The following is a 20,391-nucleotide window of genomic DNA, read 5'->3' on the forward strand; positions in this document are numbered from 1 at the left end:
GCCGGGCCGGGCGCGTCACCACAGGTACGAGGCGATCGCGGCGTGCAGTCCGGCGGCGTCCAGGCCGTACGCGGCCAGGTGCTCGGGGATCGAGCCGTAGTGCCGGTGCTCGGCCACCGGCACGCCCAGCCCGAGCACCCGGTGCGGCAGGCCCTCCAGCGCGCGGTGCGCGGCGCGCTCCGAGGTGCCCGCCAGGTAGGGCTCCACCAGCACCACGTCGGCCCGGCCGCCCAGCGCGGCGCGCAGGCCCACCGCGTCGAACGGGCGGACGGTGGCCGCGTACAGCACCGTGACGTCCAGCGTCTCGGTGGCCTCCAGCACGGCGTCCAGCATCGGGCCGACCGCCAGTACCACGCCCGCCAGCCTCGCTCCCTGACGGACCGTCAGGAACCTTCCGGGGACGACTGGTTGGCGCTCGGCGTTCTGGTGGGCGGAGAGCCGGACGTACTGGAGGGTGTCGTCGGCGGCGACCGCGTGGCGCAGCAGCAGGTCCGCCTCGGCGGGGTGGCCGGGGACGTGGACGTGCCAGCCGGGGAGGGTGTCGAGCAGGGCGACGTCCCCCGGGGACATGTGGGTGCGGCCGCCGGCCGGCCAGTCGTAGGAGCCCGCGGCGCTCACCAGGACCGCGCCGACGCCCTGGTGCACCAGGTCCAACTTGACCTGCTCGAAGGGCCGTTCGATCAGGAAGCTGGCGAAGGTGTGGGCGATCGGCCGCATCCCGGTGAGCGCCAGGCCGCCCGCCACGCCGATCAGCAGCTGCTCGCGGATGCCGACGTTGACCACCCGGTCGGGGTGGTCGCGGGCCGCGTCGGGGAACTGCGCCGCCCCGATGTCGGCGAGCACCAGCGCGGTGCGCGGGTCGCACTCCAGCAGTTCGGTGACGGTGGCGCCGAACTGCTCGCGCATGGTCGCCTCCTGGCCCCGCGGACGGATGCGCGGACGGGCACTCGGGCGGACGCCCGGACGGACGCTCTGCATGGTCTCTTCTCCCCTGCGGTCAGCTGTACTTGGGTTCGGTGCGGGCCACCACCACGTGCGGGCGGCCCGGGTGCGGGGCGGTGAACGCCCGGTACAGCTGCTCGTGGTCGCGGCCGTCCACGGTGGCCGTCGACCAGCCCTCGCCCGCGAACCGGGCCGCGATGCCGCCGCTCCAGCCGTGCGTGGCCGAGGAGTTGTCGATCACCAGGGTGTGCAGCCGGTCCAGCCCGTACGCCCCGGCGAAGGCCACCGCCTCGTGGTTGGAGCCCTCGTCGAACTCGGCGTCCCCGATCAGCACCCACACCGCCGGACCGGTCAGGCCCTGCGCCCGCAGGCCCAGCGCCGTCCCCACCGCCAGCGGCAGGCCGTGCCCCAGCGAGCCCGAGCCGATCTCCGCGCCGGGCACCAGCAGCCGGTCCGGGTGGTGGCCCAGCGGCGAGTCGTACGCGCCGAAGCTGTGCAGCAGCTCCACCGGGAAGAAGCCCTTCGCGGCCAGCACCGCGTAGTACGCCATCGGGCCGTGGCCCTTGGACAGCAGGAACCTGTCCCGGTCCGGCGCGTCGACGTTGCCCGGGTGCACGTCCAGCACCCGGTCGTACAGCACCCAGAGCGCGTCCAGGGTGGAGTGCGCCGCCGGGGAGTGCTTCTCGTCGCCGGTCATCAGGGCGACCAGGTCCAGCAGGCCGGCCCGGTCGGTGCCGACAGGGCTCGGGCCGCCGGGGCCGGGGCCGCCGGGGCCGCCGGGCGCGCGGGTCGGCGCGGTCGCGGCGTGCGCCGCGGAGTGGTTCGTCATGGGGACCAGCCTCTGACTTCAAGTGCACTTCAGGTCAAGCGGGCCCGCCCCGGTACCCTGCGGGCATGGCACCCTCCCGGCACGACGTCCTCACCATCGGCCAGCTCGCCGAACGCAGCGGCCTCGCCGCCTCGGCGCTGCGCTACTACGAGAGCCTCGGGCTGATCCGCTCCACCCGCACCACCGGGAACCAGCGCCGCTACGCCCGCTCCGCCCTGCGCCGGATCGCCTTCGTCCGGGCCGCCCAGCAGGTCGGCCTCAGCCTCGACGAGGCCCGCACCGCGCTCGCCCGGCTCCCCGAGGACCGCGCCCCCACCACCGGCGAGTGGGACGCCGTCGCCGCCGCCTGGCAGCACCGGATCGACCGGCAGATCGCCGAACTCCAGCACACCCGCGCCAAGTTGACCGGCTGCATCGGCTGCGGCTGCCTCTCGCTGACCCGCTGCGGCCTCTACAACGCCGACGACCGGGCCGGGCGGACCGGCCCCGGCGCCCGCTACCTGCTCACCCGGGACCCGGACACCGGCCCCGAACCCGGGCCCGACCCGGACGCGGAGGACTGAGACCGCCCGGCGGACGGAGGGCGGCGCCGCGGGCCGACGGCCGTCGCCCCCCGTCCGCCGGACGGGCTGATCCACTTCTTTCCCGGCCCGCTGCCGCAGCACCCGCCGGGCCGTCTATGCTGCCCCCGGAAGCGCGTTCCACCGACGGGGGAGCCAGATATGACCGACCATCAGGAAATCGCCCTCGACTGGATGTCCGGCGACCAGACCCCGCCGCCCTCCGCCGAGCTGCGCCCCGAGGTCCCGCACCCGGCCCGGATGTACGACTACTACCTCGGCGGCAAGGACAACTTCCCCGCCGACCGGGCCGCCGCCGACCAGGTCCTCGCGCTCAGCCCGCTGGTGCGGATCAGCGCCCGCGCCAACCGGGCCTTCCTGCAGCGCGCCGTGCGCACCCTCGCCGAGCTGGGCGTGCGCCAGTTCCTCGACATCGGCACCGGCATCCCCTCCGCCGGGAACACCCACGAGATCGCCCAGGCCGTCGACCCCAGCGCCAAGGTCGCCTACCTCGACAACGACCCGATCGTGCTGGTGCACGGCCGCGCCCTGCTGGCCGGCGCCCAGCAGGGCAGCGTCAGCGTCCTGCAGGCCGACCTCCGCAAGCCCGAGGCGATCCTCGCCGACCCGGCCGTCCGCGACCTGCTCGACCTGCGGCAGCCCGTCGCGCTCCAGCTGTTCGCCATCCTGCACTTCATCGACGACGCCGACGACCCGTACGCGATCGTCCGCACCCTGGTCGACGCCCTGCCCTCCGGCAGCTACCTGGCCCTCTCGCACGCCACCGGCGACTTCGTCGATCCCGCCGAGGCCGAGAAGGGCCCCGCCGTCTACAAGTCCGCCACCGCGCAGCTCAGCATGCGCACCCGCAGCCAGGTGCTGCGCTTCTTCGACGGCCTCGACCTGCTCGAACCCGGCCTGGTCACCGCCCCGCTGTGGCGCCCCGACCAGGACCCGCAGGACACCGACGCCGAGGTCGCCATCTGGGCGGGCGTGGGCCGCAAGCCCTGACCGCGGGCCGCAAGCCCTGACCGCGGGCTGCAGGCCCTGACCGCACCCGGCCGTCCGCGGCGGTGCGATCATGGGCCCGCCCCCGCACCGGGGGACCGAGAGAGCCAGCAGGGAGCCGCCCGCCGTGACCGCACCGCCGCCGCTGATCGACCCGTCCTGGCTCGCCGCCCGGCTCGGCCACCCCGACCTGGTCGTCCTGGACGCGGGCATCGGCGCGCACCGGCACGCCCCCGCCCGGATCCCCGGCGCTCGGGCCTTCGACCTCGACGGCGCGCTGTCCGACCACGCCTCCCCGCTGCCGCACACCCTGCCCTCCCCCGCCGACCTCCAGCGCGAACTGCGCGCCCTCGGCGTCGACGACCGCTCCACCGTGGTGCTCTACGACGGCGCGGGCATCTACTCCGCCCCGCGCGCCTGGTGGATGCTGCGCGCCATGGGCTTCGACCGGGCCGCCGTCCTGGACGGCGGCCTGCCCGCCTGGCAGGCCGCCGGACACCCCGTCAGCACCGACCGGCCCGCCCCCGCCCCCGCCGGGGACTTCACCGCCCGCCCGCGCCCCGCCCTGCTCGCCGACCGGGACGCCGTGGCCGCCGCCCTCACCGACCCCGCCACCGCCGTCCTGGACGCCCGCAGCCGCGCCCGCTTCACCGGCGCCGCCCCCGAACCCCGCCCCCACCTGCGCCCCGGCCACCTCCCCGGCTCCACCAGCCTCCCCTTCACCGACCTGCTCACCCCCGACGGCCGCCACTACCTCCCCCTCCCCGCCCTGCGCGCCCGCCTCACCGCCGCCACCGCCGGCCGCCCCCACCTCGTCACCACCTGCGGCTCCGGCGTCACCGCCTGCATCCTCGCCTTCGCCGCCCACCTCACCGGCCACCCCGCCCCCGCCGTCTACGACGGCTCCTGGTCCGACTGGGGCCGCCCGGAGACCGGCCTCCCGGCGGCCACCGGCGAGTGAACGGAGCCTTGTCCGGTCCTGCACGTCGGTGGCGTGCGGGACCGGACAGGAACGGTCAGTCGTTCTGGAAGTCCTGCCACGGGGCTCCGGGCCGGGGCGGTTCCCGGTCGTACTGGTCGGACGTTCCACCGGTGCCGGCCAGGTCCTCCGGGTCCGGCCCGGCCGCTTCCCGGTCGGGCCGGGCCGCGTGCGTGGCGCGTCCGACCCGGTCGAGCCACACCAGGCCCTCCGCGCTGTCGGGAGAGAGACCGAGGTCGTTCATCAGGTCGGCCATCTTCTCGGCGAAACCGTCGTCGCCGGTGCCGCTCGCCGCCTGCTTCTCCTGCGTCAGCAGGTCCGCCAGCTCGTCGTCCAACCCGGAGGCCCCGCAGGGGTCTCCGGGAGCACCGGGCCGTCGGCCGACATAGCACCGGAAGACCTCGGGCACATCGGAGTCGTTGGCCGCTGCGGACAGTTCCGCGAGCGGCCCGATGAGCTGCACCGCCTGTTCGATCTCGTCCTCGTGCCTGCTCAGCCACCACACCACCGCGGAACCCGGGCTCTTCAACACCTCACCGGCGAAGTAGTCCCGGCGGCCGCGCTCGTACTGGCGGTGCTGCTCCCAGGCTTCCTCCACCTTGCGGAGGACCGTCATCTTCTCGAGCCGCTCGGTGTCCTCACCGGTCAGGGTCACGGTGATCCCGGCGGCCATGGCCAGCACCAGGCCACCGCCGTCGTACGCGGGACTGCCGAGCAGCCCCGTGAGCCGCATCGCCAGCAGATCGGGCCGGCCGGGATCCTCGTTCGCGGAGACCTGCCGGGCCCGCACGAGGATCGCGTCCGCGGCAAGGCCGGCCAGGTTGGCGTGCGAGGTCAACGACAGCGGCTGGGTCGGCCGCCACAGAACGGTCGCGGAGAACCGGAAGTCGTAGTCCGGCCGGGAGCTCGGGAGCGGCAGGTTCTGCAGGGGCACTTCGCGGAACGGCGGTTCGGTCGGCGGCTCCGGCTCGGGCACCGGCCGCTGCACGGGCGGCACCTCCGATGCGGCCGCCCGGGGGATCCGGGCCATCATGAGCAGCCCCGTGCACGCCACCAGCACCGCACTGCCGAAGACGCACAGCCAGATCGACCAGCCGAAGTGCCGACCGAGGAAAATCGGTGTCAGGCCGCTCAGCAGTACCGCGAAGAACAGCTGGGCCCGATGACGGGTGTTCACGAGACCTCCGAAGAATTCGTCGTTTCGTTGTCGTGGCGGCGCGGGCCGGTGCCCTGCGCCCGGTCGACGGCCTGCCGCAGCCGTTCGGTGACCGCCCGGCGACCGGCACCGGGGATTTCCGAGCCGGCCCGCTCCCATCCCAGGGCCACCAGGTAGAGCCGGGTGAGCAGGTCGTTCCGGTGCCGGGCCGCCCGGACCAGGACGTCCGGCGCTGCTTCCCAACCGCGTTCGGTCGCGGCCGCGGTGAGCCACTCGTACGCCACGCGGGCCCAACGGACCGGCTCCGTACCTGACATGACGTTGCGCCAGACCGTCTCGACTTCTTCCGAGGTCGGCTCGATCAGCAGGTGGCGCGGATCGAGCAGTCCGATCAGCAGGTCCTCGCCGCGGCGCGGCTCCGGTCCGGCACGGAGCGGGACCCGTTCGGACAGGTGCCGGAACAGCCGGCGGTCGCTGCGGGCCAGTTCGAGTGCCGCCTCGGCCGCTGCGGCCGATCCCTGCTGGCTCGCCAGGTGGTAGAGCCGGGTCAGTGCCATGGACGGATGGGTCGCGGCCAGCACGTGCCGGCACACATCGGTCAGTACCTGCTTGAGGTGCGGCGTCGGGTTGCCCGTCGTGGTCCAGGTGTAGATCCGATCCCGTACGCCCGCAGCGTGCTTCTCGTGGTCGAGCCCCTCGGCGAGCAGCAACGCCGCCTCCGCCGGCATCGGCTTGCCGGGGAAGGTCCACCGTTCGACGAGGGTGTACAGGTCCTCCGGCCGGCCCATGGCCAGGGCCTGCTCCGCGAAGCGGACCACCAGATCGCGCCGCTCGGGACGGCCGAGCCCCGGTAGCCGGACGGCGTCGCCCATCCAGTCCCGCAGGCCGTCCCGCAGCCCGGGGAAGTAGGTCCAGAAGTGCGACCGTACTGCGCCGCTGTAGGCGAACTGTTTGAACTCGACCCGGCCGTCCGGGTCCCGCGCCATATCCAACTCGCCGAGCTGGACCCGGAGGTCGGGGCCGTCCAGGGCCGACGCGCTGTCGCGGTCGCGTCCGAGGAGCCGGAGGAGGTCGCCGGTGCCGGCCACCGCAGCGTCGACCGGAGCGCCGTCGAACATCGCGCCCACGAGGAGCAGCGCGCGCCTGGAACCGTCCTCCAGCGCGCCCACCTGCCGGGCGGCGGTGTCACCCCAGTCGGTGACCACGTGGAGTGCGGCGGTACACCAGTCCTCGAACCCACTGCCGTGCCTCCGGCTCTCCCGCGCCTGACCGATCGTCCGGACCAGTCTGGCGATCTCCCGCATGGGGGCCGTTGCCAGCAGGAGGTCGAGATCCGGCCGCTTCAGGTCTTCCGAGGTGAACGGAATCCCGTCCAGCCGGAGGTAGCGGTGCAGCACGATGTCCGGTCGGGGCCGCCCGATCCGGACAACCTGCTGCTGGATCTCCGAGGGGAGCATCGGCTCGATCGGATCGGGGAGGATCACCACCAGCCGGGCACCGGCCTGCTCGGTCGCGGAGCGGTAGACCCCGAGTTTCTGCAGGGCCCGCTCCTGGTCCTGGTCCGCGATCGCCGACAGGTCGAGGAGCAGCCGGTCTCCGGCGGAGATCGCGGCTCGGTCGTCGTCCTTGACCGAGAGTTCCTCGAGTTGCCCTCCCTCGTCGGAGAGTTCGTGCAGGAGGAAGGTTCCGGCGGCTCTCCGGCCGGTGCCGACCGGTCCGGTCAGCAGGACCGTCGCCCCCGGCTTGGCGAGCCGCTCGGCGGCCCGGCCCAGGTTGCCCGGGGGAACGAAGCGCCGGCTCAGCCAGTGCCGGTGGTCCTCCGCGATCCGGAGCCGTTCGGCCCGTGACCCCAGGAACTCACCCGCGCCGTAGCCGTAGTGGATGTGCTGGTCGCCCGAGCCTGCGTGGACGGGGCCTCCGGGATCGGTGACCCAGGTGTGGCCGGGACCGCTCACCTGTCCTGACCGTCCTCGGGCCCGGCCGGCCGACCCACCTGCTGCCGGAGTTCCCGGACCCGGCCGACGTACTGGATGTCCCCGTCGCCGTTGAACTGCGGGCCGTTGTGCTGAGCCCCGCTGCCGGTGTGGACCGGGCCCCGCGGGGCGGTGACCACCGTCCCGGACAGGTCGCGGCCCACCTGGCCCAGACCGTCCCGCGTCCGGATCCTGGTCCCGCTTTCACCCCTCCCCTTCTTCTCCTTCTTCTCCTTGTCCTTGGTGCCTCCCGCCAGCGGCGGCCTGGTGTCCACCTTGGCCAGCACCGGTACGAGCCGGGACAGGTCGTCCCCGATCCGGTCGAGGTCGGCGTGCGAATTGCGCATGCTGAGCCGGCGGTACTGGCAGTCGGCGAGGACGGACAGCTCCAGCGGCAGGAGGCTCCGGTCGATCCGCACGGAGTCGACCAGCACGGGGATGACCAGCGCCCCGGTCTCGAACGCCTCGATGATCTCCCGGCGCGTCCAGTCGTCCGGGTCCTCCACGGCCGGCCGGCCTCCGGGCGTCCTGGGGTCGAACCACCGGCGGCCGATCACCGCGAGCAGCACGTGGCTGCGCCGGACCGCGGTGATCAGTGCCTGCGGGAACCGGCTCCCGGCCGGAATCGACTTGCTCGCCCGGAACACCTGCTCGCTGCCGAACCTGGCGGACAGCTCGTGCTCCAGCAACGCGGCGACCTCGTCGCCGTCTCCCGTGCGGTAGTTGACGAAGACAGTGGACATGACGAAACAGCCCCTTCTACACGATGGATGGAAAACTCGACTTCTGACGATCGGTCAGCAGCTGTCGGCCAGAGCGCCGAGCAGTGCGGGCTGGAGTTCCCGGACGGCCCGGTTCGTCCGGAACCGCCTGAGCTCGCGGTCGAGTCGGCGCACATCGGCCGTGATGGTCGCGGACCTCACCTCACCCGCGATGCCGAGCAGGTCCTCGGCGACCGCGCACGACTGCTCGACCTCCCCCGCGGCGGCGTGGGCCAGCGCCTGCCGCAGGCCGTACCGGGCCCGGGTGCGCAAGGCGTGCGCCGGGATGCGCCGGCACTCGCGGGCGAGCAGTTCCGCCGCTTCCCGGGGGTGGCCCAGGTCGTACAGGCACCAGCCGCTGACCATCGCAGCCGGGTTGGCGAGGTTGCTCGTTCCGATGACCGGGCTCGACTCCTCTCCGTCGTCCCCGGCGGCGGACAGGAGGCCGTGGGCCTGTTCCAGGCTCCGCAAACACCGCAGGTGGTCTCCTGCCAGGGCGTACCCCTGGGCCTCCCGCTGCGCGGCCAGGCCCCTGATCCGGGGCGGGAGTTTGCGGTCCCCCGCCGCTGCGGCTGCCAGGTCGATGGTCCGGGCCGCGTCGTTGTCGTAGAACGTCACCAGCGCCCGGCGGACCAGCGCGTAGGAGGCGAGGTGCGGATCCCCGGCCTCCTCGGCGAGGCCCACCGCCTCTTCGGTGTGCGCCAGCGCGGCAGCGGGGTCACCGGCCTCCTGCGCCATCCAGCCGGTGAACTCGGCGAAGCGGGAAGCCAGCAGGAGGAGTTCGGACCGGGTGCGCCCCCGGGAGCACGCTGCGAGCCGCGCCGTGGTCCGGGCCTGCTCCGTCAGCATCGGCAGCAGGAAGGCCGGGTCGACGCACTGCCCGAGCCGACGGGCGTGATCGTACCCCTGCCGCAGCAGAACCGGGACGCTGAATTCGGACGGGTCCGCGGTCCGGTGCTCCGCACCACGGTCCGTGCGATCGGTCGGTACCGACAGGGCCAGCAGCGAGAGGGCCCCGGCGGCGATCAGCTCACGGCGCCCGCTGAGGCCCGGCCGATCGTTCCGGTCCTCCCGCTCGACCAGCGCGAGCAGGCGTCCGTCAGCCCGGAGAACTGCGTCGCATCGCCGGACGAGGTCTACCGATGCTGTCCGTTCGCCGCGTTCGACCCTGCTGAGGTAGCCCTTGGTGTACTTCAGCCGCGCGGCGAGGGTGTCGAGCGACAGTCCCCTCTCCTGCCGCAATCGCCGGAGTTCGGCGCCGAACGATAATGCCATGGACATGCCATAACCCCCTCCGAGAATATCCCCGCTCGCCATCGGACCGGGGAACCGGGACGCTCCTGGCGTCCCGAGGAAGGAGTCTGCCACGCGTTGGAATCACCCAGTAGCGTTCTGTGAGGGTTGCCTGTCGCCAAAATCCGCCCACCGTACGGTCAGGGAACGGTTCTGTCCGTTCTGCCAGCCCGGGGGGCCTCCGCCGGCCCGGTCCGGTGCGGGTGGCCGGGCCACCACATGCGGTGGTCGAGGTCGGCGGTGAGGGCGGTGACCAGTACCGAGCGGACCACCAGGGTGTCCAGCAGGACGCCGAGGGCGACGGCGAAGCCGATCTCGGCGAAGCCCACCACCGGGAGGGTGCCGAGGACGGCGAAGGTCGCGGCCAGGATCAGCCCGGCGGAGGTGATCACGCCGCCGGTGGCGGCCAGGCCCGCGACCGCGCCCCGGCGGGTGCCCAGGCGGGCGGACTCCTCGCGCACCCTGGTCATCAGGAAGATGTTGTAGTCGATGCCCAGCGCCACCAGAAAGACGAACACGAACAGCGGGAACGCCTGGTCCTGGCCCTCGAAGTGGAAGACGTGCGCGAAGAAGAACGCGCTGATGCCGAGCGCCGCCGCGTACGACAGCACCACGGTGGCGATCAGCACCAGCGGCGCGACCACCGCGCGCAGCAGCGCGGCCAGGATCAGCAGCACCACCGCCAGCACCAGCGGGATGACCACCCTGTTGTCGTGCGCGGCGGCCCGCCCGGCGTCCAGCACCACCGCGGTGGAGCCGCCGACCTCGGCGTCGGCGTCCGGCACCGCGTGCACGGCCTCCCGGACCCGGTCGACGGTGGCCTTGGCGGCGGCGGAGTCCGGCGGGTCGGCCAGGACGGCCGGGAAGTACGCCTCGCCGCCGGCCGTCACCGGCGGCCCGATCCCGGCGATGCCGGGGGTGCTCGCGGCGGCCTGCCGGACGGCGTCCAGCGGGGCCGCGTCGCTGACCACCGACAGCGGGGCGCCCGTCCCGCCGGGGAAGTGCGCGGCCAGCACCTGCTGCCCGGTGACGGAGTCGGGCCGGCCGGTGAACGTCCCGGCGGCGCTCAGCCCGCCCGCGTTCAGCGAGACCAGCCCGGCCGTGCAGGCCGCCAGCGCCAGCGCGGTGCCCACCCACACCTTGCGCGGCCGGCCCGCGATCCAGCCGCCGATGTGCGCCCACCGGCCGGTGGCGGTCGGCTCGGGCGTGCCGTACCCGGGCCGCACCGGCCAGAACACCCAGCGCCCGCACGCCACCAGCAGCGCGGGCAGCAGGGTCAGCATCGCCAGCAGCGCCACCACCACGCCGATCGCGCAGACCGGGCCGAGGCCGCTGGTGGAGTTCATCTCGGCGACCATCAGGCACAGCATCGACGCGGCGACCGTCGCCGAACTCGCCAGCACCGCGGGGCCGGCCCGGTGCAGCGCCGCCGCCATCGCCTCGTGCCGGTCCCGGTGCCGGCGCAGCTCCTCCCGGTAGCGGGCGGTCAGCAGCAGCGCGTAGTCGGTGCCCGCGCCGAGCACCAGCACGATCAGGATGCCCGCGCTCTGCGCGTTGACGGTCAGCCCGGCGTGCGCCGCGAACAGGTACACCACGCCCTCGGCGACGGTGAGCGCCGCGCCCGCCGACAGCAGCGGCAGCAGCCACAGCACCGGGCTGCGGTAGGTGAGCAGCAGCAGGACGACGACCACCGTGACGGTGGCGTACAGCAGGGTGCCGTCGATGCCCTGGAACGCCTTCGACTGGTCGGCCCCGATCCCGGCCGGGCCGGTGACGTGGGTGGCCAGACCGGGCTGCGCGCCGGCCGCGGCGGTGGCGCGCAGGCTGTCGACGGCCGGGCCGAGGTTGTTCCAGCCGCTGTCGCCGGTGACCACCGGCACCACGGTCTGCAGCGCCCGGCCGTCCGCGGACTCGGTCGGGCCGACGACCGGCGCGGTGGCGTGCGGGGCCCCGGCGAACTCCCGGGCGTCGCGCGCCGCTTCGGCGCGGTCCTCGACGGTGATGCCGCTGTCGCGCTGGTACACCACCACCGCGTCCGCGGTCTGCACCGGCTGGAACCGCAGTTGGGCGTCCAGCACCCGGGTGGACTCGGCGTTCGCGGGCAGCCAGCTGGACGCCTGGTTGTCCTCCGCGCCGTTGAGCTTCCCCGCCAGCGGCGCCGCCACCAGCAGCACCAGCAGCCACAGGGCGAGCACCACCCACTTCCCGCGCCGCCCGCACGGCAGCGCGGCCGCTCTCCTGCCGGGGCTCATCACGACCGTCCCTCCGGCACCGGGCCCGTCCGGCCCCGCGCGCTCCTTCCACCATCGCGCCCCGCACCCGGCGGCGCGCCGGTCGGCGTTTGCGCCCAGGACCCGTGCGGGGACGAATCGTTCGGGGACCGACCCGCCCCCGGGTGGCAGGACTCCGCCGACCAGCACGAGGGGACTTCCTTGACCGCACCGACCCCGCCCGACGGAACGCCCCCGCACCCGGCCCTGCCGCCGCCGGTCCCCGCGGCGCCGCCGATCCCCGCGGAACCGCACCCCGCGCCGCCGCCTCCCGCGGAAGCGCACCCCGCAGAACCGCCTCCCGGGGAACCGCCTCCCGGGGAACCGCCTCCCGCAGAAGCGGCCCCGTCCGGCCGGTTCGACCTGCAGGGGTGGAGCGCCGTGGTGACCGCGCTGGTCGGCGTCGCCACCCTCGGGGCCGGCTTCGCGGGCGGCTACCTCAGCCAGTCCCGGCCCGCCCCCGGCAGCCGTCCGCAGCCGACCGTGACGGTCGCCGTGCCCGGCCCCACCGTCACGGTGACCGTCCCGGGGCCCACCGCACCGGCCGTCGACACCCTGCCCGGCGGGACGCCGACCGGCGGAGCACCGACCGGCCCGCGGCCGAGCGCGGCCCCGGCCCTGCTGGCCTCGCCGGACTCCGGGCGCGGCGGGACGCGGACGGTGCTCTCCGGGCAGGGCTTCCCGCCCGGCGCGGTGGTCCGGGTCTCCTTCGTGGTCAAGGGCGAGAACGACGTGGAGTACCTGCACCGGGACCTGCGGGACACCGCGTCCGACGCCGCGGGCGCCTTCTCGGTCGAGGTGGCCGTCCCGTCCGACCTGGACGGCTACGCCGACCGCAACACCTACCTGCGGGCCCGGGCCGGCACCGGCGCGGTGCTCGCCGAGACGGTGTTCGACCTGCTGCCCTGACCGCCGCTCAGCCCCGGCGCCGCTCCAGCTGCTGCCACAACTCGTCGACCCGGGCGGTCAGTTGCTCCAGGTCGCCGCTGTTGTCGAGCACCAGGTCGGCGACCGCGAGGCGGGCCTCCCGGGTGGCCTGGGCGGCCATCCGGGCCTTCGCCTCGTCCTCGGCCATGCCGCGCAGCGCGACCAGCCGGCGCAGCCGTTCCGCGTCGGGGACGTCGATCACCACGACCAGGTCGTACAGCGGGGCGAGGCCGTTCTCGGCGAGCAGCGGGACGTCGTGGACGACGATCGCGTCCGGCCCGGCGGCGGCCTCGAGTTCGGCGGAGCGGGCCCGCACCAGCGGGTGGACGACGGCGTTCAGCTTCGCCAGCCGGTCCGGGTCGGCGAAGACGATCCGGCCGAGCGCGGGGCGGTCCAGCGCGCCGTCGGGGAGCAGCACGCCGGGCCCGAACTCGGCGGCGACGGCGGCCAGTCCGGGCGTCCCGGGGGCGACCACCTCGCGGGCGATCACGTCCGAGTCGACGATCACCGCGCCGTGCGCGGCCAGTTGGCGGGAGACCTCGCTCTTGCCCGCGCCGATCCCGCCGGTCAGTCCGATCCTCAGCATGCCGCCAGGTTACCGGCCCGTACCGCCCTCGCCGCAGCGGCCCCGGCCGGGACGGACGGCGGGGACGAACGGCGGGCGAACATCGCGGGAACTCTCCGGCGGCCGCCCCTTGCGGCGCCTGGCCCGGGTTGTCCGGACAGGATTCCGGGCGCCGGACGGCCGTCTATGGTGCCGGAGACCCTCACCCGTCCCCCACAGGAGCACCCCGTGTCCAGCCCCTGGCCCGCCGGGCCGCGCCGCGTCCTGGTCGTCGGCATCGACGGCGTCCGCCTCGACCTGCTGCCCGCCCTGCACACCCCGCACCTGGACGCGGTGGCCGCGGCCGGCTTCCTCGCCCCCGTCGAGGTGGACGACGCCACCCCGACCATGTCCGGCCCGTGCTGGGCGACCATCGCCACCGGCGTCGGCCCGGCCAAGCACGGCGTGTACGGCAACCACCTGGGCGGCCACCGCCTCGACGTGTTCCCGGACTTCACCACCCGGCTGGCCAAGGCGCACCGCCGCCGCACCTTCGCGGCCGGCGGCTGGGAGCCGCTGTTCCTGGCCCGCGACGGCGGCCCGCTGTTCGCCGCCCCCGGCCGGCTCGCGTACATCGCGCCGCTGGAGGACACCCCGGAGGCGTGGGAGGTGTGCGACGAGCGGGTCACCGCCGAGGCCGAGTACGTGCTGGGCCGCTCGGACGACGACCCGCAGGCGTCCTTCGTCTACCTGGGCGCGGTCGACGAGACCGCGCACTTCCGGGGCTGCGGCGCGGACTACCGGCGGGCGATCGAGACCGCCGACGCCCGGCTCGGCCGCCTGCTCGCCGCGCTGGAGGCCCGCCCCGGCCGCCCCGACGAGCAGTGGACGGTCATCGTGGTCACCGACCACGGCCACGTCGACGCGGGCGGCCACGGCGGCCGCACCGCCCTGGAGCGCACCGCCTGGATCGCCGCCCGCGGCCCCGGCATCACCCCGGGCGCCCCGGTGCTCGGCCCGCTGCACCACACCGACGTGGCCGCGCACGTGTACGCGGCGCTGGAGATCGTCCCGGACCCGCACTGGACGCTCGACGGGCGGCCGTTCACCAGCGCGCCGGTGCCCGTCTCCTGACGGAGCGTCGACTCCGGCCCCGAGCACGGCGGTTCAGGCGATGTCGAGCGACTCCCCGGCGGTCAGCGTCCGGTACTCCACGCCGCCGGTGCCGGGGCCCTGCGGGCCGAGCAGCCGCCCGTGGATGGCCTGCCCGGCCTCGCTGAGCGTCGCCTCGTGGATCGCCACCGCCTGCCGGGGCCGGGCGTCGCGCAGGTAGTCGACCAGCTCGCCGGCCCGCAGCCAGGGCGCGCCGAGCGGCAGCAGCAGGGTGTCGACGGTGTCCGGCGGGACGGTCAGCGCGTCGCCCGGGTGGAAGGCCCGGGCGCCGAGCAGGAAGCCGATGTTCGGGATCCGCGGGATGTCGGGGTGGATCTCGGCGTGCCACTCGCCGTGCACCGTCACCGGCAGCCCGTCCAGGTCGAACGCGTCGCCGTCGCCGACCACCGTCACCTTCGTGCCGATGCCCTCCAGCTGCCGGGCCACCGAGGAGTTGGTGTACACCCGCAGACCCGGGTTGGCCTCGACGGCGGCCCGGACCTGCCCCTCGGTGAAGTGGTCGGCGTGCTCGTGGGTGATCAGCAGGGCGTCCACGCCCGCCACCACCTCGGGCCCGCTGAACATGCCAGGGTCGATCAGCACCGCCCCCTCGGCGTGCTCGATCCGGACGCAGGCGTGGCCGTACTTCGTCAGTCGCATGCGGCCCAGCGTACGACCGGGTCGCGGCTAGGGGGCGCCCACCAGGCCGCGCGGCTTCACGTGCGGCTTCACCAGCCGGGGCGCGGGCAGCACCACGGAACGCAGCGGCGGCAGTTCGACGTTCTCGTGCAGGCCGATGATCCGGTGCAGGCGGCGCAGCGGGGCGGGCGCCCACCAGTTGAGCCGGCCGAACAGCGTCATGGTGGCGGGCACCAGCAGGGTCCGCACCAGGGTGGCGTCCACCGCGACGGCCACCGCCAGCGCGATGCCCATCTGCTTGACCATGAGCATCTGCCCGGCCGCGAACCCGGCGAACACGATCACCATCAGCAACCCGGCCGAGGTGATGATCCGACCGCTGCGCTGCAGGCCCAGCTCCACCGACTTCGCGCAGTCGTAGCCCTGGTCGTGCAGCTCCTTGATCCGCGACAGCAGGAACACCTCGTAGTCCATCGACAACCCGAACGCGAAGGCGAACACCAGCACCGGGATCACCGTCTCCAGGCCGCCGGTCGGCGTGAACCCCAGCAGCGAGCTGAAGTACCCGTGCTGGAACACCAGGGTCAGCGCGCCCAGCGACGCCCCCAGCGACAGCACGTTCATCAGCAGCGCCTTCACCGGCAGCACCACCGACCCGGTCATCAGGAACAGCAGCACCAGCGTCCCCGCCGCGACCAGCCCCAGCGCCCACGGCCCGCGCGAGCCGATCTCGTGCTGGAAGTCCACCAGCGACGCCGCGTCGCCCGTCACGTACGTGTCCAGCCCGCCGCGCTCCGAACGCAGCTCGCCGACCACCCGCTTCGCCTCCGTGCCCTGCGGGTCGCCCTTCACCAGCACGTCCACGGTCTGCACCCGGTCCGAGACCGGCGACACCGCCCGCACCCCGGCCACTCCCGGCAGCTTCGCCACCACGGTGTCCGCGTACTCCTGCGCCTGCTGCGCCGTCCCCTCCACGACCACCTGCACCGCCGCCGGCACCTGGCCGGGGAAGCGCGCCTCGACCGTCTCCGCGACCTGCCGGGACGCGAAGCTCTTCGGCAGCACGTCGGCGCCCGAGTTGCGGAAGTGCGAGCCCAGGAACGGCGCTCCCGCCGCCAGCAGCAGCGCCACGCACGCCAGCATCACCGGCACCGCCCGGCGCTGCACCCGGCGCACCGTGCGGGAGAAGAACCCCTCGTCCGGGACCGGCGCGGACGGCGCCTTGATCCGCCGCCCCATGAAGCCCAGCAGCGCCGGCACCAGCGTCAGCGCCGCCGCCACCGCGATCACCACCACGCTCACGCCCGCCACCGCGACCGCCCGGAACACCGGGCTGGTGAACACGAACAGCCCGCTCAGCGCGACCGCCACCGTCAGCCCGGAGAACGCCACCGTCCGGCCGGCCGTCGCCGCCGTCCGCTCCACCGCCTGCGCGATGTCCGCGCCGTGGCCGCGCTCCTCCCGGAACCGGTTCACCATCAGCAGCGCGTAGTCGATCGACAGGCCCAGGCCCAGCACCGTGGCGATCGGCAGCACCGAGGTGTCGATGTCCATCAGCTTGCTGAACCCGAACATCGCCAGCAGCGCCCCGCCCACCGAGGCGATCGCCCCGATCCCCGGCAGCCCCGCCGCGGCCAGCCCGCCGAACACCAGCACCATCACGACCAGGGTCAGCGGCAGCGTCACGATCTCGCCGAACCGGGTGTCCTTCGCGGTCTGGTCCTTCACCTCCTGCTGCAGCACCAGGTCGCCGCCGACCACGGTGTGCGCCCCGTCCGCGTCGATCGCCTCCAGCCGGTCGGTCACCGCCGCCAGCTGCTTCGGCGTCGACCCGTCCGCCATCCGCACGCTCACCAGCGACGCCTTGCCGTCGCTCGCGGTCAGCTGCCCGCCCGACGCGTACGTGTCCGCCACCGAGACCACGCCCGGCAGCTTCGCCACCTCCGCGCTCGCCCGCTCGACCGCCGCCTTCACCCCGGTCCCGTCGACGGCCGGCCCGTCCACCACCGCCGTCACCGTGCCCTGCACCGGATCTGCGGCCTGCACCACCGCCGTCCCCGCCGCGGACTCCGACCCGCCGCTCCCGGTCGCCGCCACCGACCCCTCGAACACCCGCCCGCCGAACACCACCCCCACCGCGAGCACCAGCGCCCAGAACGCCAACACCCAACGCCGGTGCCGGAAACACACTCGCCCCAGCGCGGCCAACCGGCCGGAAACCTGGGAAACCTGGACCTCTGCTGCGGTGGAGCGGGAGCTGCGCATGCGGGGAGCCTTTCGGACAAGTCCCCTCAATGTATGTGCGACTTCGCTTTCGTCCTATAGACGGACGATGAGCCTCATCTCACAATTCCCTTCACATAAACGCCACTTAAGCGCCACGCCCCGTCCATGCCCACTGCGCGCACGGGCGGACGGGCAGCGAAAAGCAGCAACCCCCCGCCCAGGGAGACCCTGGAACGGGGGGTTGCTGTCAGTCAGCTAGGCAGCTGCCGAAGCGCGGGGCTTCAGCTCTGGCCGCCGGCCAGCTTCTCGCGGAGCGCGGCCAGGGCCTCGTCCGAGGCGAGCGCGCCGGAGCCCTCGTCGCTGCTGGAGGAGTACGAGCCGCCACCGGACACCGGGGCCTCCTCGCCGGCCTCGGCCGCAGCGGCGGCGTCGGCCTCGCGGGACTTGATGACCTGGGCCTGGTGCTGCTCGAAGCGGGCCTGGGCCTCGGCGTACTGCCGCTCCCACTCCTCGCGCTGCTTCTCGAAGCCGGGCAGCCAGTCGTTCGCCTCGGGGTCGAAGCCCTCCGGGTAGATGTAGTTGCCCTGGTCGTCGTAGGACGCGGCCATGCCGTACAGGGTCGGGTCGAACTCGACCGACGCCGGGTCGGCACCGAGGGACTCGTTGGCCTGCTTCAGCGAGAGGCTGATGCGGCGGCGCTCGAGGTCGATGTCGATGACCTTGACGAAGATCTCGTCGCCGACCTGGACGACCTGCTCCGGGATCTCGACGTGGCGCTCGGCCAGCTCGGAGATGTGGACCAGGCCCTCGATGCCCTCGTCCACGCGGACGAACGCACCGAACGGAACCAGCTTGGTGACCTTACCCGGGACGACCTGCGAGATCTGGTGGGTCCGGGCGAACTGCTGCCACGGGTCCTCCTGGGTCGCCTTCAGCGACAGGGAGACGCGCTCGCGGTCCATGTCCACGTCGAGAACCTCGACGGTGACCTCCTGGCCGACCTCGACGACCTCGTTCGGGTGGTCGATGTGCTTCCAGGACAGCTCGGAGACGTGCACCAGACCGTCGACGCCGCCGAGGTCCACGAACGCACCGAAGTTGACGATCGAGGAGACGACGCCGGAGCGCACCTGGCCCTTCTGCAGGGTGGTGAGGAAGGTCTGGCGGACCTCGCTCTGGGTCTGCTCCAGCCAGGCGCGGCGGGACAGGACCACGTTGTTGCGGTTCTTGTCCAGCTCGATGATCTTCGCCTCGAGCTCCTTGCCCACGTAGGGCTGGAGGTCGCGGACGCGGCGCATCTCGACCAGCGAGGCCGGGAGGAAGCCGCGGAGGCCGATGTCGAGGATGAGACCACCCTTGACGACCTCGATGACGGTACCGGTGACGATGCCGTCCTCTTCCTTGATCTTCTCGATCGTGCCCCAGGCGCGCTCGTACTGCGCACGCTTCTTGGACAGGATGAGGCGACCCTCCTTGTCCTCCTTCTGGAGAACCAGGGCCTCGATCTCGTCGCCGACCTTGACGACCTCGTGCGGGTCAACGTCGTGCTTGATCGAGAGCTCGCGGGAGGGGATGACACCCTCGGTCTTGTAACCGATGTCGAGGAGCACCTCGTCACGGTCGACCTTCACGATGATGCCCTCGACGATGTCGCCATCGTTGAAGTACTTGATGGTCTCGTCGATCGCGGCGAGGAACGCGTCCGCGTCGCCGATGTCGTTGACCGCGACCTGCGGGGTGGTGCTGACAGAGGTGTCGGTGGGGCTCGTCATTAGGAAAAGGGCTCCGGTACGGACATGAAGTCGTAGGTAATGCCACGCGGGGGGCCCTGATCGCTCCCACCGAAAGCCGTACAGGCCAGAGAACGGCCCACCGGAAGAATCCCCATGCGAGTGGAGGATCCCGGCGTCCGTCTGACGACCGTGGGGTCTTCGACAGATGCGAGCGCGACCTGCTCCGTCCGAGGCGCGCAGGCCCGCAGCGCAACTTGTAGCATACGGGGACACCCCGGCACGGTCAACGTCGAAGCCGACGAGACCGGTAGAGGCCGGGACGGATCAGGCCATATCCTCCAACGGCGCTTCTCGCACCGACCAGGAGCAGCGGCCCTACCCCGAATGCCACCGCCCGACCCGGTCCCCGTACAGGGCCGGCTCCGCGGCAGCGGCGCTTCCGCAAGCCCATAGCCTACGTGACGGATTCCATGACCCACTCCACCGCCCCCGGTCCCGACGAGCCCCGCGACGACGAGCCCGGCGGGTACGACCCGTCCGGGTACGACGTGCCCTCCGTCCCGCAGCCGGCGGACGGGGAGGAGGACGGCGACGAGGCGCTGCGGCGGGACGCCGGGGAGCAGGAGTCGAGCCGGGCCAGCCGGCACTGGTGGGACCGGAACGCGGACGACTACCAGGACGAGCACGGGGAGTTCCTCGGCGACGACCGGTTCACCTGGTGCCCGGAGGGGGTGGACGAGGCCGAGGCGCGGCTGCTCGGCGACCCGGCGGAACTCAAGGACGCGGACGTGCTGGAGATCGGCTCGGGCGCCGCGCAGTGCTCGCGCTGGCTGGCCGCCCGGGGCGCGCGCCCGGTCGCGCTGGACATCTCCTACCGGCAGTTGCAGCACTCGCGCCGGATCGACCTCGGCCGCGGGCTGGAGCCCGTCGCCGTGGTGCAGGCGGACGCCGCGGTGCTGCCGTTCGCGGACGGCTCGTTCGACCACGCGTGCTCGGCGTACGGCGCGGTGCCGTTCAGCGCGGACACCGGGCGGCTGATGCGCGAGGTGCACCGGGTGCTGCGGCCGGGCGGGCGCTGGGTGTTCTCGGTGACGCACCCGATCCGCTGGGCGTTCCCGGACGAGCCGGGGGTGGAGGGGCTGACCGCCACCTCCTCGTACTTCGACCGCACCCCGTACGTCGAGCAGGACGAGCAGGGCGTCGCCACCTACGTCGAGCACCACCGGACGCTGGGCGACCGGGTGCGGGAGCTGGTCGCGGCCGGGTTCGTGCTGCTGGACCTGGTCGAGCCGGAGTGGCCGGAGGAGCTGGAGCAGGAGTGGGGCGGCTGGAGCCCGCTGCGCGGCGCGCACATCCCCGGCACGGCGATCTTCGTCGCCCGCCGGAACGGCTGACCGCG

General features: G+C 73.7%; 17 protein-coding genes. 6 read left to right on the forward strand and 11 right to left on the reverse strand.

Annotation, left to right across the window (positions count from 1 at the left end):
* Positions 1-15 precede the first annotated feature (15 nt).
* Both OU787_RS07035 and OU787_RS07040 read right to left on the reverse strand, forming a co-directional pair.
* Positions 16-906 (reverse strand): transketolase family protein, encoded by an 891-nt coding sequence (locus OU787_RS07035; protein ID WP_268658868.1) that lies wholly within the window; start codon positions 904-906, stop codon positions 16-18.
* Between the two features lie 91 nt (positions 907-997).
* A complete protein-coding gene (locus OU787_RS07040; RefSeq protein ID WP_442788433.1) occupies positions 998-1,771 on the reverse strand; it encodes a transketolase in 774 nt (257 codons plus the stop codon).
* 65 nt (positions 1,772-1,836) lie between these two features.
* Here OU787_RS07040 and soxR point away from each other — a divergent pair, with 65 nt between their 5' ends.
* The 3 genes from soxR to OU787_RS07055 all read left to right on the forward strand — a co-directional run bounded on the left by soxR (position 1,837) and on the right by OU787_RS07055 (position 4,300).
* Positions 1,837-2,334, forward strand: coding sequence for a redox-sensitive transcriptional activator SoxR (soxR, locus tag OU787_RS07045; RefSeq protein WP_268658869.1), 498 nt, complete (start codon positions 1,837-1,839; stop codon positions 2,332-2,334).
* A gap of 159 nt (positions 2,335-2,493) precedes the next feature.
* Positions 2,494-3,342, forward strand: a complete 849-nt coding sequence (locus OU787_RS07050; protein WP_030460107.1) for an SAM-dependent methyltransferase — start codon at positions 2,494-2,496, stop codon at positions 3,340-3,342.
* 70 nt (positions 3,343-3,412) lie between these two features.
* Positions 3,413-4,300 carry a sulfurtransferase gene (locus OU787_RS07055; RefSeq protein ID WP_387853638.1) on the forward strand — a complete coding sequence of 296 codons (888 nt, stop codon included), beginning with the start codon at positions 3,413-3,415 and terminating at the stop codon, positions 4,298-4,300.
* 55 nt (positions 4,301-4,355) lie between these two features.
* Here the strand turns inward: OU787_RS07055 and OU787_RS07060 are convergent, their stop codons facing one another.
* The 5 genes from OU787_RS07060 to OU787_RS07080 form a co-directional block, all read right to left on the reverse strand.
* Entirely contained in the window at positions 4,356-5,495 is a 1,140-nt protein-coding gene (locus tag OU787_RS07060; protein WP_268658871.1) for a hypothetical protein, read from the reverse strand.
* Positions 5,492-7,429 (reverse strand): hypothetical protein, encoded by a 1,938-nt coding sequence (locus OU787_RS07065; RefSeq protein WP_268658872.1) that lies wholly within the window; start codon positions 7,427-7,429, stop codon positions 5,492-5,494. The genes OU787_RS07060 and OU787_RS07065 overlap by 4 nt, the downstream gene beginning before the upstream one ends.
* On the reverse strand, positions 7,426-8,190 hold the full coding sequence (locus OU787_RS07070) for a toll/interleukin-1 receptor domain-containing protein (protein WP_268658873.1): 765 nt from the start codon (positions 8,188-8,190) through the stop codon (positions 7,426-7,428). The genes OU787_RS07065 and OU787_RS07070 overlap by 4 nt, the downstream gene beginning before the upstream one ends.
* 54 nt (positions 8,191-8,244) lie before the next feature.
* Positions 8,245-9,489 (reverse strand): helix-turn-helix domain-containing protein, encoded by a 1,245-nt coding sequence (locus OU787_RS07075; RefSeq protein WP_268658874.1) that lies wholly within the window; start codon positions 9,487-9,489, stop codon positions 8,245-8,247.
* A gap of 152 nt (positions 9,490-9,641) precedes the next feature.
* Entirely contained in the window at positions 9,642-11,753 is a 2,112-nt protein-coding gene (locus tag OU787_RS07080; protein WP_268658875.1) for an MMPL family transporter, read from the reverse strand.
* 402 nt (positions 11,754-12,155) lie between these two features.
* Here OU787_RS07080 and OU787_RS07085 point away from each other — a divergent pair, with 402 nt between their 5' ends.
* On the forward strand, positions 12,156-12,680 hold the full coding sequence (locus tag OU787_RS07085) for a hypothetical protein (RefSeq protein ID WP_268658876.1): 525 nt from the start codon (positions 12,156-12,158) through the stop codon (positions 12,678-12,680).
* Positions 12,681-12,687: 7 nt separating this feature from the next.
* Here OU787_RS07085 and coaE read toward each other — a convergent pair whose 3' ends face one another.
* Positions 12,688-13,284 (reverse strand): dephospho-CoA kinase, encoded by a 597-nt coding sequence (coaE, locus tag OU787_RS07090; protein WP_030460059.1) that lies wholly within the window; start codon positions 13,282-13,284, stop codon positions 12,688-12,690.
* A 207-nt stretch (positions 13,285-13,491) separates the two neighbouring features.
* On the opposite strand from coaE, the gene OU787_RS07095 reads away from it, so the two are divergent.
* The gene (locus OU787_RS07095; RefSeq protein ID WP_327059358.1) at positions 13,492-14,376 is read left to right on the forward strand and encodes an alkaline phosphatase family protein; all 885 of its coding nucleotides are present in this window, start codon (positions 13,492-13,494) and stop codon (positions 14,374-14,376) included.
* A gap of 33 nt (positions 14,377-14,409) precedes the next feature.
* Here OU787_RS07095 and OU787_RS07100 read toward each other — a convergent pair whose 3' ends face one another.
* The 3 genes from OU787_RS07100 to rpsA all read right to left on the reverse strand — a co-directional run bounded on the left by OU787_RS07100 (position 14,410) and on the right by rpsA (position 19,031).
* Positions 14,410-15,054 (reverse strand): MBL fold metallo-hydrolase, encoded by a 645-nt coding sequence (locus tag OU787_RS07100; RefSeq protein ID WP_030460061.1) that lies wholly within the window; start codon positions 15,052-15,054, stop codon positions 14,410-14,412.
* A 27-nt stretch (positions 15,055-15,081) separates the two neighbouring features.
* Entirely contained in the window at positions 15,082-17,199 is a 2,118-nt protein-coding gene (locus tag OU787_RS07105; protein WP_268658877.1) for an MMPL family transporter, read from the reverse strand.
* Between the two features lie 341 nt (positions 17,200-17,540).
* Positions 17,541-19,031, reverse strand: a complete 1,491-nt coding sequence (rpsA, locus tag OU787_RS07110) for a 30S ribosomal protein S1 (RefSeq protein ID WP_030460063.1) — start codon at positions 19,029-19,031, stop codon at positions 17,541-17,543.
* 431 nt (positions 19,032-19,462) lie between these two features.
* Here rpsA and OU787_RS07115 point away from each other — a divergent pair, with 431 nt between their 5' ends.
* Positions 19,463-20,386 carry a class I SAM-dependent methyltransferase gene (locus OU787_RS07115; protein ID WP_442788623.1) on the forward strand — a complete coding sequence of 308 codons (924 nt, stop codon included), beginning with the start codon at positions 19,463-19,465 and terminating at the stop codon, positions 20,384-20,386.
* Positions 20,387-20,391 lie beyond the last annotated feature (5 nt).

Source organism: Kitasatospora sp. YST-16 (assembly GCF_026802215.1).
Taxonomy (GTDB): domain Bacteria; phylum Actinomycetota; class Actinomycetes; order Streptomycetales; family Streptomycetaceae; genus Kitasatospora; species Kitasatospora cineracea.

Coding starts and splice junctions, on each gene's coding strand:
- OU787_RS07035 (WP_268658868.1), bottom strand. CDS start 906: ATGCGCGAGCAGTTCGGCGCCACCGTCACCGAACTGCTGGAGTGCGAC.
- OU787_RS07040 (WP_442788433.1), bottom strand. CDS start 1,771: ATGACGAACCACTCCGCGGCGCACGCCGCGACCGCGCCGACCCGCGCG.
- soxR (WP_268658869.1), top strand. CDS start 1,837: ATGGCACCCTCCCGGCACGACGTCCTCACCATCGGCCAGCTCGCCGAA.
- OU787_RS07050 (WP_030460107.1), top strand. CDS start 2,494: ATGACCGACCATCAGGAAATCGCCCTCGACTGGATGTCCGGCGACCAG.
- OU787_RS07055 (WP_387853638.1), top strand. CDS start 3,413: ATGGGCCCGCCCCCGCACCGGGGGACCGAGAGAGCCAGCAGGGAGCCG.
- OU787_RS07070 (WP_268658873.1), bottom strand. CDS start 8,190: ATGTCCACTGTCTTCGTCAACTACCGCACGGGAGACGGCGACGAGGTC.
- OU787_RS07075 (WP_268658874.1), bottom strand. CDS start 9,489: ATGTCCATGGCATTATCGTTCGGCGCCGAACTCCGGCGATTGCGGCAG.
- OU787_RS07080 (WP_268658875.1), bottom strand. CDS start 11,753: ATGAGCCCCGGCAGGAGAGCGGCCGCGCTGCCGTGCGGGCGGCGCGGG.
- coaE (WP_030460059.1), bottom strand. CDS start 13,284: ATGCTGAGGATCGGACTGACCGGCGGGATCGGCGCGGGCAAGAGCGAG.
- OU787_RS07100 (WP_030460061.1), bottom strand. CDS start 15,054: ATGCGACTGACGAAGTACGGCCACGCCTGCGTCCGGATCGAGCACGCC.
- rpsA (WP_030460063.1), bottom strand. CDS start 19,031: ATGACGAGCCCCACCGACACCTCTGTCAGCACCACCCCGCAGGTCGCG.
- OU787_RS07115 (WP_442788623.1), top strand. CDS start 19,463: ATGACCCACTCCACCGCCCCCGGTCCCGACGAGCCCCGCGACGACGAG.